7 protein-coding genes are annotated in these 11,168 nt (G+C 42.8%); 2 read left to right on the top strand and 5 right to left on the bottom strand.

All coding sequences use genetic code 11. The features are described from left to right. The first annotated feature begins 24 nt into the window (after window positions 1–24). On the top strand, window positions 25–2,592 hold the full coding sequence (locus tag KFO40_RS05800) for a family 78 glycoside hydrolase catalytic domain (protein ID WP_317194770.1): 2,568 nt from the start codon (window positions 25–27) through the stop codon (window positions 2,590–2,592). A gap of 114 nt (window positions 2,593–2,706) precedes the next feature. Here the strand turns inward: KFO40_RS05800 and KFO40_RS05795 are convergent, their stop codons facing one another. Together KFO40_RS05795 and KFO40_RS05790 are read right to left on the bottom strand one after the other, a co-directional pair. Continuing rightward, window positions 2,707–3,624 carry a HEPN domain-containing protein gene (locus tag KFO40_RS05795; protein ID WP_008646918.1) on the bottom strand — a complete coding sequence of 306 codons (918 nt, stop codon included), beginning with the start codon at window positions 3,622–3,624 and terminating at the stop codon, window positions 2,707–2,709. 16 nt (window positions 3,625–3,640) lie between these two features. After that, window positions 3,641–5,392: an AAA family ATPase gene (locus KFO40_RS05790; RefSeq protein WP_211146177.1), complete on the bottom strand. Its 1,752-nt coding sequence runs from the start codon at window positions 5,390–5,392 to the stop codon at window positions 3,641–3,643. 130 nt (window positions 5,393–5,522) lie between these two features. Between KFO40_RS05790 and KFO40_RS05785 the strand changes: the two genes are divergently transcribed. Beyond that, window positions 5,523–6,398, top strand: a complete 876-nt coding sequence (locus tag KFO40_RS05785; protein ID WP_211146176.1) for a DMT family transporter — start codon at window positions 5,523–5,525, stop codon at window positions 6,396–6,398. Window positions 6,399–6,471: 73 nt separating this feature from the next. Here KFO40_RS05785 and KFO40_RS05780 read toward each other — a convergent pair whose 3' ends face one another. From KFO40_RS05780 to KFO40_RS05770, 3 genes are read right to left on the bottom strand one after another with little or no spacing between them, the layout of a single operon-like run. Next, window positions 6,472–7,608, bottom strand: coding sequence for an alkaline phosphatase (locus KFO40_RS05780; protein WP_128131498.1), 1,137 nt, complete (start codon window positions 7,606–7,608; stop codon window positions 6,472–6,474). Between the two features lie 13 nt (window positions 7,609–7,621). Further along, on the bottom strand, window positions 7,622–8,725 hold the full coding sequence (locus KFO40_RS05775) for a metallophosphoesterase family protein (RefSeq protein WP_128131499.1): 1,104 nt from the start codon (window positions 8,723–8,725) through the stop codon (window positions 7,622–7,624). A gap of 6 nt (window positions 8,726–8,731) precedes the next feature. Beyond that, on the bottom strand, window positions 8,732–10,990 hold the full coding sequence (locus tag KFO40_RS05770) for a GH92 family glycosyl hydrolase (RefSeq protein ID WP_128131500.1): 2,259 nt from the start codon (window positions 10,988–10,990) through the stop codon (window positions 8,732–8,734). Between the last annotated feature and the right edge of the window lie 178 nt (window positions 10,991–11,168).

Below are 11,168 nucleotides of genomic sequence, written 5' to 3'. Positions count from 1 at the left end.
ACAAATTTATCTGCCACGCTTGGTATTATTAAGATAAATTTTCCACTCTCTTATCTTGCGACTGCAAACTTAGAGCTTTTCTTGAATAGCGGACTGATAAACGCAACCGAAGTCGGAAAACGTACTGACCCATTGGAAGCATCAGCCTGGAACGAATCCAAATGGATTTCAGCAGTAGACGCCCCTGTAGTGAAAGGACATAACAACGGTCGCGCAGCTGATGGTGCCAGTTGGTTCGTGTCTACCGTGAAAAATGAACAGAAAATAGTCTCCGCCAAGTGGATGACCGCTGGACTGGGAGTTTACGAGTTGTATGTGAATGGGAAACCTGTAGGCGGGGAATTTCTGAAACCGGGCTTCACACACTATGCCAAGACCAAACGTTCTTTCACCTATGATATTACAGACATCATCCGTACCAAGCCAAACGCCGAGAACATGCTTTCCGTACAGGTGACGCCAGGATGGTGGGGTGACAAAATCATAACTCCCGGAGGATATGACGGCATGATAGGCAAGAAATGTGCCTTCCGTGGTGTACTGGAACTAACTTTTTCTGACGGAACCAAAAAGCGTTACGGTACTGACCTTAAAAACTGGAAAGCCGGAATTGCCGGCCCGGTGAAACATGCCGGCATCTTTGACGGAGAAGAGTACGATGCACGCGAACGGATGGGCTACGAATGTGTGGACAAACTTTCCACCCCCGAAGAGAATACAGAATTCTCCGGCGACATCCTGCCTTCAGACGGAGCGGAAGTCTATCTGCGTACAGATCTTGCTCTTGCTCCTATCAGAGCATATATTTGGAAGAATATAGAAGGAGCGAAAGAGAACGAGTTCGGTAAGGTAATTATCGCCCGTGAGTTCGCATCGGGTACGGAGATGACCGTAAGTCCGGGAGAGACGTTAGTGGTGGACTTCGGGCAAAACTGTGCCGGTGTACCCTCTTTCGTATTCAAAGCTGCCGAGGGAACAGTGTTGACCTGCCTTCCCGCAGAGTTGCTCAATGACGGCAACGGTGCTAAGATTCGTGGCATGGACGGTCCGGAAGGAAGTTGCCATCGCGAAAACCTGCGCATCCCCCACACCGGTATTCGTCTGGATTACACCTTTGCTGCCGGAGATAATTATGTGACCTACTACCCTCATTGCACCTTCTTCGGCTACCGCTACGTCTCCATAACTGCCACCGGAAATGTCTCTATCAAGTCGTTGAAGTCCATCCCCGTTACTTCCATCACAAAGAAAATGGAAACCGGCACTATCACCACAGGTAACGACCTTGTGAACAAGCTCATTTCCAACACCTATTGGGGGCAGCTATCCAACTACCTCTCAATACCTACCGACTGTCCGCAGCGCGACGAGCGCCTGGGCTGGACAGCAGACACACAAGTGTTTGCCGAAACCGGTACGTTCTTTGCTAACACCATGAAGTTCTTCCACAAGTGGATGCGTGACATGCGCGACACCCAAAACAGTTTGGGCGGATTCCCCGGAGTGGCTCCCTTGGCACAATACGGTGATGAGAAAATGCGTTTGGGTTGGGCCGATGCCGGAATCATCGTGCCTTGGACGGTATGGAAGCAATTCGGTGATACGCAAATTATTGAGGAGAGCTGGAACGCCATGGACCTGTTTATGAACCACATCAACGACACCAAATATAACCACGAGACCCTCTGCGGTGAGAACGGCAACTACCAATGGGCTGACTGGTTGAGCTACGAACCACTGGAAAGTTGTAGCGGACTCGCTTTCTCTCCCCAAGGCCCGCTTCCTGATGCCGTCAGCTATTGGAACTATTTGAGCGCTTCCTACTGGGTGATAGATGCTTTCATGATGCGGGATATGGCTGCCTCCACCGGTCGCGATGCCGCCAAGTACCAGCAAATGGCCGATTCGGCAAAGGCATACATCAAAAAGAACTTCCTCAACGAGGACGGCACCTTCAAAACCGCCATCCTCAACACTATGCAAACTCCTGCCTTGTTCGCCCTAAAGAACCAGCTTGTGGAAGGCGAAGCCAAAGCGAAGATGATAGACCGCCTGCGCGAAAACTTCGCACAGCACGATCTTTGCTTGCAGACCGGATTCCTGGGCACATCCATCCTCATGGCCACCCTCACGGAGAATGGCATGGAAGACATTGCCTATGAACTCCTCTTCCAACGTAAGAACCCCAGCTGGCTATACTCTGTGGACAATGGAGCCACCACCATTTGGGAACGGTGGAACAGCTATATGATAGACAAAGGAATGGGACCGCGCGGCATGAACAGCTTCAATCATTATGCCTACGGATGCGTATGTGAATGGATTTGGGAAACCGTTGCCGGCATTGCAGCCGATCCTGCTACTCCCGGCTTCAAGCATATCATTATGAAGCCCATTCCAGACAAGCGATTGGGACACGTAACTGCCGAATATCGTTCCGCTGCCGGACTCATCAAGAGCGCCTGGAAATACGAAGGAGATACCTGGATTTGGGAATTCACCATTCCTAAGGGTGTTACCGCTACCGTAACCCTTCCCAGAGAGATGAAGTCAAAGGAGTATGGAAGTGGAACTTACAAGGTGACCAAATAGTTCTTCATATAAGAATTTGATAGTAAGGAGATGTATCGAAACTCTCTTTTAACGTGATTACCCTCATTACAGATAGCTGTGATGAGGGTAATTCTTCATTTTTATAATATATGGTTATATCTTGTCTTTCTCTTCTTTTTCTATCATCTCGTCGTAATATGTCATGCGTGCAGCACATTCCCGGATAGTCACTTCGCGCAGCACCTCTGTTCGTGCCAGCATATACTCGTATTCCTCTTTGTTAACGGTGAACAGCCGGTTGTATCGCGCTTCGATATATGCCCTGCATAATTTATCAAACGCTTTATTTTCTTCGGGAGTATTGGTAGGAAACACATTAGCAAATCCTCGTGAACAGCTTCTGACCATCGCTCCCAGTACTTTCAATTCATGAGATTTAGGGCGAATACCGCTATACACAAGAGTAAACGTTTTGTAGTAACGTTCGCAGGCTTGATGTAATAAGAAAGAGCCATATTTAAAATTACCTTTTTCGTAAGCAGTATGCCCCGAATCTAGAAAACATTCTCCCATGTAGAAACATTCTTCATATTCTTCCTCTGCATATTGCTTAATCTCCCGATACGGCAACTTCTCAGGTTTACCAATCTGAAACGTACCATTGTCATACAATAGAATTCCGTCTTTTATAATTTCATAAAAGAAATAATGCTTTCTTCTTATAGCTCTATTAATGGTCACTGGAGTTTCTACAATAATATTAGGCGGTGCCGGATGCCGCTTTCCTTCCATTCTTGTATCATATTTAGGAACGATCACCTCGCGCGCATGCCTCTCTGCTTTATTTGCGTCTCTCGTATCACATATCACCAGAATATCCAAATCACTTTGGTAGTAAGTAGTTACTCCACGTTCGTCGTATGTTTCATCCCAGATGACATATTTTCCCCGTGCATAACTTCCATACAAGATAATCATACGCACATTCGTAAGATTCGACAATATCAATTCTTGCAACACTGCCAACTCTTCTTGCGTGCGTTTGGGCAAACGTTTTATTGATCTTTTCATATTGTTAGCCTATCTGTTAAACCTCTTCACATATCGGCATATCCATTCCTTTGTATACAACCACAATCTTATGAAGCTGTGTAGTGCCGACTGCTCTCTTTACCGTATCAGTGTCAGCATAACGATTCGCTTGGTCAATAGCTTCCAGTCGTAGTTCTTCCACGCGGCTTTCGGGATCTTTATACTTGGCATACTTCAGTTCCACAATGTAGCTGTGCTTCATGTCTGAATAGATATCCAGTAGCGGACAGAGGAAAATATCGACATAACCTGCCTGTGTGTCCTGTTCGGAAATGGGACGGTAGAAACGGTTTTGTGCCGTCATGGCAAGCGTAAAGCCGTGGACAAAAAATTCACCTTTCTGCTTGTCTCGCTGGGAAGTGTAGCGTTTCAGGCAGTCGGCAATATAACCGAAATAGGCTTTCCAGTCGCCATCGTAGGCAAGAGCACTGGCAAGTTCGTTTTTTTCGTAACTACTGAAATTGAGTTCGGCTTCGTTATAGGTACTTAGCAGATAAGTGTAGATTTGTTCGCGGACTACCTGATTAGGGATGGTGAGTTTGGTCTTTCCTTTATACGTGCCGCTAATGGTGAGCATACCGAAATAGTAGAGCAGGCTCACAAAGTTGTCGGGGTTGGTGATATTGACAGCAGGAAAACCTTTTTTCAGTTCTCCGGTGACGTAGCCTTCGCTCACCAATGTCTGTATGATGGAGGCATCATGGGCAAACTCTTTGTCCTTCCGGATGAGCATACGTAATTTTTCGTAGTCGATACGGATATTGTCTTCTACCATATCCCGGGGGGCTTTGCCTCGTTGAATATAATTCTTGACGAAGTAGAGTACCATATTAGAGTTGTACATAGTGGTTTCACCATAACATTCTTCCGCAAAGCAGTAGTTGTCATACCAAGGTTTCATTATTTCTATCAATTCGTCCACACTGTGGTTGAATGGACTGGTGGTGGAATAATAAGTGAGCATTTGGCGCACTTCTTCTTCCGTGAAACCTATCATCTCGTTGAATTCCGGTGTGAGCGAGTAGTTGGTTCCGATATTGAAACCACTTGTGAGGTCGTCCATTGTCACGGGGCTTACGCCGGTGATGAAACAACGCTCGATGCTGGAATAGGTTCCGGCTTTGATTTTATTGAAAAAAGCGCGCAGATAACCTTCGCCATGTGTTTCGTCCGTATAGCGGTGCAGGCTTTCTATATCCGAGAGGATAGCATTGGTGAAATGGTCGTATTCGTCGATAAAGAGGTAAATACGTTGGTTGGTCTTATTACATTCTGTGAACAGGTATTCAAATTGTTCGACAGCTCCTTCTTTTTTGTCGAGTTCTTCCTTGATGCCTTTGGGGAGATAGTCGGCGTAAATGTCACAGAAATAGTCGAACATTGTTTGGCAATGCGCGTCCAGCCCCTTGCGATAGTTGTGCAGTTCGCCTACTATTCCGGAGAAGTTGAGGTATAGTACCAGATAGCTGTTCCGGTCGCGCGTAGGGTGCTTTCCGATGTAAAGGTCGCCAAACAGCGCTTCGAACTTATCCTTGGCAAGTATATCATAATAGTGCTGCAACATATTTACAGTGAGGCTTTTGCCGAAACGGCGCGGACGAATAAAGAAGAAAAACTTGTCCGCTTCTTCTATCATGGGTATAAACCGGGTTTTGTCCACATAATAACAGTCGTCGCGGCGGATTACTGCAAAGTTCATCATGCCGTATGGGATACGTTTTCTGTCCGGTGCTATATATTTTTCCATAACTTATACCTTATTTTAGGAGCTTTCTTTGAACATAAACAAAGGTACGGGCTTTTTGTTACTTCTCCAAACAAACATTCCATAACTTCTCGCTATCTTTGCACTCTATTAAACAAACATCACCACCATTATGGAATTGAAGCATGGATATTACCATCTGATTGCGATACTTGTAGTTGCTATCTGGGGATTGACTTTCATATCAACCAAAGTATTGATTAATCACGGACTGACCCCACAGGAGATATTCTTCTATCGTTTTCTCATTGCTTATCTGGGTATTTGGGTGATTTCTCCCAAACGTCTGTTTGCGGGTAATTGGAAAGACGAACTTTGGTTGATGGCAGGAGGTTTCTTCGGTGGTTCACTCTATTTCTTTACAGAGAATACAGCTTTGGGGATCACACAAGCATCCAATGTCGCTTTCATCATTTGCACAGCTCCCCTGCTTACTACCATTCTTTCCCTCCTCTTTTATAAGAGTGAAAAAGCCACCAAAGGTTTGATTTATGGTTCCATATTAGCTTTAATCGGGGTGGGACTGGTGGTCTTTAACGGTAGTTTTGTACTCAAATTATCTCCGGTAGGGGATTTGCTTACTTTGCTTGCCGCCCTGTCGTGGGCATTTTATAGTTTGGTGATAAAGAAAATGACAGGGCGTTACCCCACAGTATTTATCACCCGCAAAATATTCTTTTATGGAGTATTGACCATACTTCCCGCCTTTCTTCTTCATCCGCTGCAACCGGATTTCGATGTACTTTTAAAACCGGTTGTATTATCCAATCTCTTATTTCTGGCCGTCCTGGCATCCTTGGTTTGTTATGTCCTTTGGAATGTGGTATTGAAACAGTTGGGAACCGTTAGAGCCTCCAATTATATCTATCTCAATCCGTTGGTGACTATGGTAGCTTCGGTTATCATTCTCCACGAAAAAATCACGTGGATTACATTATTGGGAGCAGGTTGCATTATTTTTGGAGTCTATCAGGCAGAAAAGAAATAAGAAAGAATTTCTTCTTTGCATATAGAAGAAACTCTTTCTTATTTCAGTTTGAATGACAGATCTGTTTTATATCTTATTTAGCGAGTAATTGGAGAATTTTATTACTAACATCGCTGTTTTCCTGAACACCGCCAAAAAGCTTGGATTGTGGACCGTATGCAAACAGTGGAACCATGATTGGTGTATGTCCTTTAGATACAAACATTGCTTTCATTTTGCCTTCTTTTATGTTTCCGTCACGTAAAGCTAATGCTCCGGTTTCATGATCAGCTGAAATAATCACTAATGTATTTCCATCTTTTTCTGCAAATCTGATAGCAGCTTCTACCGCCTTGTCAAAGTCCAATACTTCACGGACAACTGCCGAATAATCATTACTGTGCGCACTTTTATCTATTCGGGCACCTTCTACCATTAAGAAGAAACCGTTAGTACTCCTGCTCGAAAGATAGTCAATAGCCATTTGGGTGGTAGACGGAAGGAAATCTCCCCGGTTTTCGTTTACAGAAGCTGTTTTGCTCTTTGTGGGTAAGTATCCCAGTTTTTTAGATTTCTTGATAGCTTTGTCATTCGGTTCCTCTATGATGGTAAACTCTTTTTTGATTTCCTTTTGAACGTTTGGTGCTTGTTTTTCAAATAGTTCATAACTACCGGCAGAAAAGAATGTCAGTTTACTGTTAGGAAGATCCGCCCAAATTTCTTTAGACATTCCACGTTCCGGTTGGTGAGCAAAAAAAGCAGCAGGAGTAGCTCCGTCGAGATTGTCAGTGGTAACAATTCCTGAAATGTAGCCATAGCCGGATAACTTCTCCGGTAAGTTTGGAATAACTTGGTTATTTTCATCCATTCCGAGCGCTCCGTTTTTAGTTTTTTTTCCGGTTGAGTAAGCGGTTCCGGAAGCAGCTGAATCTGTTGTAAACTTGTTGGCGGATTGCGTTCTGACGAAACCGCATGTTTTTAAATTAGTGATAGTAAGCTGTCCTTGATTGGCATACATTCCTGAACAGATATGTGCCAGTCCCATGCCGTCACCTATCATTAAGATGACATTCTTCACCGGTTTGTCGGTAGCATCCATGTCAAATGAAGGAACATACGAACTTTGTGGATTTTCGTTCTTAAAATCTCCTTTGACGATTTCTTGTGCTGATAGATTATAGCAAAAGAATAAGGAGAGAATAAATAAATGAGCTTTAAATTTTACATTCATGACTAATATGTTTTTAATTAGAAGTAAGTAATTCGGATATGTTGACTGTATCGTATGGCTTTTCTCCAAATGCGGCATAATATTCTAATTGCATCTGGTTGTTTTCTTTGTCAATAGAAAGGATGCCGTAGCCCGGTAAATCCATTTGTTTGAAAAAACGGATATGGGGAGTTTCTTTATCAATCCATTCCATACGTTGTTGTAGAGTAGAAGGTTGCCATTGTGGGTGTGCCGTTACAAATTCAGGACTATAGTCTGTAACTACATTTTTTGGAACCAGCATATTTTTATCTTTGATGACACTGTTGACGAGAATCTGAACGATAGGTCCCCAAGGAGTGTCCCGACAGACAACGGAGTATAGATGCAGATGTGCACAGAGCACGATTGCTTGTTGACTGGCAATGATTTGCAGCAATTGTTCCCTCTTGGCATTATCTTGTCGGAATACATGCCAGCATCTTTCGTTTACCGGAATCACAGGCTCGTGTAACATGACAAACTTGTAAGTAGCCTTCGAACCGGCTAGTGACTTTTCTAATTGTTGTAGTCCTTCCGGATTCCGATCCCATGGATCATAACACACAAATAATACATCATCAAGAGTAGTAGTGTAATTGGCTGACTGTAAGGATGGATGTCCTGCTAACCTTGCCATATTGGGTAAGTATACTTTTTCAAAAGCTTCTTTAGCCCCTGGCCCTGTGATATCATGATTACCTTTAGTCATAATGAAAGGTACTTTCAGATTCATTTTGTTGACAGCTTTAAAGGCATTGTTAGCCATCTGTATTGCTTTTTGTGGAGAACCGGCCAGTCCTTCTGACAAGTCCCCCATTTGCAGAACGGCTTTTATTGACGGCTGGTGTTTTTGAACTTTCCCGCTGATTATCCGGGAGAATTCCGGCCATGTATTTTTCGTGAATATTGAATATTCTTTGGTAACTTGGCGCAGATCATCCGGTTTGGTGGATAACCATTCCATATCGTGATCTTCCAATAAATCATAGTGTATATCTCCTAACAAGAGAAATGAAACTTCTTTTTCATTTTGCTCTTGGGAGTATGATTGCAGAGAAGTCAAAAGCGATAAAAGGACAAATAATATTTTATTCATATTCTGTTATTTATTCATTTCAAAAGAAGGGGGCACACTGTCTGCCGCCCAATTCTTATTGGGAGTGTTTCCCATTGTAAATTCCAGTTTGCCGCCATTCATCAGTTCTTTATGTTCGAACCAGGACTGGTTCCAATCTTTGCCATTTAATTTGGCTGATTGGATATATTTATTTGTCGGCGAATAGTTGTGCGCAATGACTTCGAATGATTTGCCGGCTTCTGTTTCAATAACTGCTCTTTCGAACATAGGAGTTCCGATGACATAAATAGGCAAACCAGGAGTAATAGGATAGAAACCTAGCATGGAGAAGACTACAAATGCTGACATTCCTCCACCATCTTCGTCGCCCGGGAGTCCCATCAGGTCATTTCTAAACCATTCATCGAGCAATGTCCTTACTCTTTTTTGAGTTCTCCAAGGTTCTCCTATATAATTGTATAGGTAAGGAATGTGCATACTGGGTTCATTAGCCATTGAAAATTGGCCTACATTACCCGTATGATCCGGTAATTGCGCATAAAATACATATTTGGCTTCGCCCAATGGGGTATTATACATCGTTTCAAGATTATTTCTGAATGCTTCTTTCCCTCCCATTAGTTCAATTAAATCAGCAATATTATGGGGAACATCCCATCGGTATATCCAACCGTTATTCTCGCCGTATGCTTCACGAGCACCTAATCCGCCGGCAGTGGCATAATCAAAGGGTTCTATGAATTCGCCTTTTGCATTTTTGGGATGGAAGAATTTTGTTTCAGGATTGAAAATATTCCGATAGTTTTTACTCCCTTGTAGAAAGTAGTTATAGTCTTTCTCATACCCAAGTTGTTTGGCTATTTGTGCCAGGCACCATTCATCGTAAGACGTACCTAGAGTGACGGCTACTGGTTGGCGTTTTTCAAATGGGTGTACTTCGTCAGCTGTTTCTTGTTCTCCCGGTGCCAATGCCGGTAAATATCCGTTTTCCCAATAGAATTTTGTGATTTTACCTCCCTTTATGCCTGACCATGGGGCTAACGTTTTTTCTGTAATACCAAGTTTGCAGGCTTCGTAAGCAGCTGATAAATCAAAGTTACGGATTCCTTTTATATATGAATCAATAACAGTGGCTACACCGTGATTGGAATTCATTCTACGACTGTCTCCCGTAACTTCAGGAAATGTAGGCATCCAGTTATGTTCCATTTGCTGTGCCATTCTGATAAAAGACTGAATCATGTCAGCTTCCATTTGTGGTTCGATGATGACACGTAAGGGGTGGACTGCTCTATACGTGTCCCAAATCCAATCGTCGGTATAAAATGGGACAGAATCTTTGTGGATACTGTTGTCGAAAGCACTGTAATAGCGGTTGTCTTCCGAAAGGCAAATCATCCGTTCGTAAGTCCGGTAGAGGGAAGTATAAAATATTGCTTTTGCATTTTCGTCTATTCCTTCCACTTTGATTTTACTTAATGTTTGGTTCCAGATGTTTTTGGCAATGTTCATTTGGTTTTCCACATCATAATCTTTTATTTCCCGCTGTAGGTTGGCTTTTGCTTGCTTTTCATCAATGAAGGAAATGCCGTAGCGAACTTTGATTGTTTTTATATCTGTTGAATATAAGAGAGCGATACCCACGTTCTTGCCTTTTATGGCAGTGTGGCTGTGATTTATTTCTTCTTTGCTGACAGTCATCGTTTTTTCCGGTAGTGCGGAAGTCTCCATATAAACATATACTTTGGTTTGATGATCTATGTTCTGATAACCGGAAATGGTATTCTCCGTAGTTTTAAGCTCACCATTGGTAGTACTAAGTATTAAATATGGAGCATCGTTTTTCCGGAAACTTAGTTCATAGATTCCTGCCTGGTGGGAGGGAGCAAATTTAGTGGAAACCTCTTCTTCTTCAAAATAGGAAGAATAGGAATAGGGTTTTATCACTTCATTATCATAACAATAGTAATATACCGGTTGTAATCCGCTCTCTGCTCCCTGATAGAAAGACAGGCTGAATGCAGACTTTCCTCGATGCGAGGTGACAATGACCGGTAAGCCTTTTATTTTATCAGAGGTGTAATCTGCTCTTTCCGGATAGATGCGGAGCATACTATTGGGAAGATGGACAGTTGGGTAAGTAGGAACTAACAAATGGCTGATATTCCCCATATAAGGATTTACATAGTCAACCGGAGTTAACACTACCTCTTGCTTGTTGCTGCATCCATTGACGATTAAAATCATTAACAGTACTAACGGAATGAATTTTCTCTTGTACATAAACAGATTTTTTTATTTTTCGATGGTTTTAATTAGATTTGCTGTAAATATAGGATGGTTTGATTAATGAAAACTTAATGTAACCTTAAAATCTATCTTCTACAAATATTTTTTTTGTAAAGTCCCGTCATTAAGAGAATATTAATCTAATATTAATCACAATAAAATATCTTTGGTT

Source organism: Bacteroides sp. 1001302B_160321_D4 (assembly GCF_015667765.1).
Classification (GTDB): Bacteria; Bacteroidota; Bacteroidia; order Bacteroidales; family Bacteroidaceae; genus Bacteroides; species Bacteroides xylanisolvens.
The sequence above is the reverse complement of the archived record's forward strand: the minus strand, read 5'-3'. Positions and strand labels throughout refer to the sequence as shown.

What these genes read in the sequence shown, in the direction of transcription:
- KFO40_RS05795 (WP_008646918.1), bottom strand. Translation starts at nt 3,624, where the DNA reads ATGAAAAGATCAATAAAACGTTTGCCCAAACGCACGCAAGAAGAGTTG.
- KFO40_RS05790 (WP_211146177.1), bottom strand. Translation starts at nt 5,392, where the DNA reads ATGGAAAAATATATAGCACCGGACAGAAAACGTATCCCATACGGCATG.
- KFO40_RS05785 (WP_211146176.1), top strand. Translation starts at nt 5,523, where the DNA reads ATGGAATTGAAGCATGGATATTACCATCTGATTGCGATACTTGTAGTT.
- KFO40_RS05780 (WP_128131498.1), bottom strand. Translation starts at nt 7,608, where the DNA reads ATGAATGTAAAATTTAAAGCTCATTTATTTATTCTCTCCTTATTCTTT.
- KFO40_RS05775 (WP_128131499.1), bottom strand. Translation starts at nt 8,725, where the DNA reads ATGAATAAAATATTATTTGTCCTTTTATCGCTTTTGACTTCTCTGCAA.
- KFO40_RS05770 (WP_128131500.1), bottom strand. Translation starts at nt 10,990, where the DNA reads ATGTACAAGAGAAAATTCATTCCGTTAGTACTGTTAATGATTTTAATC.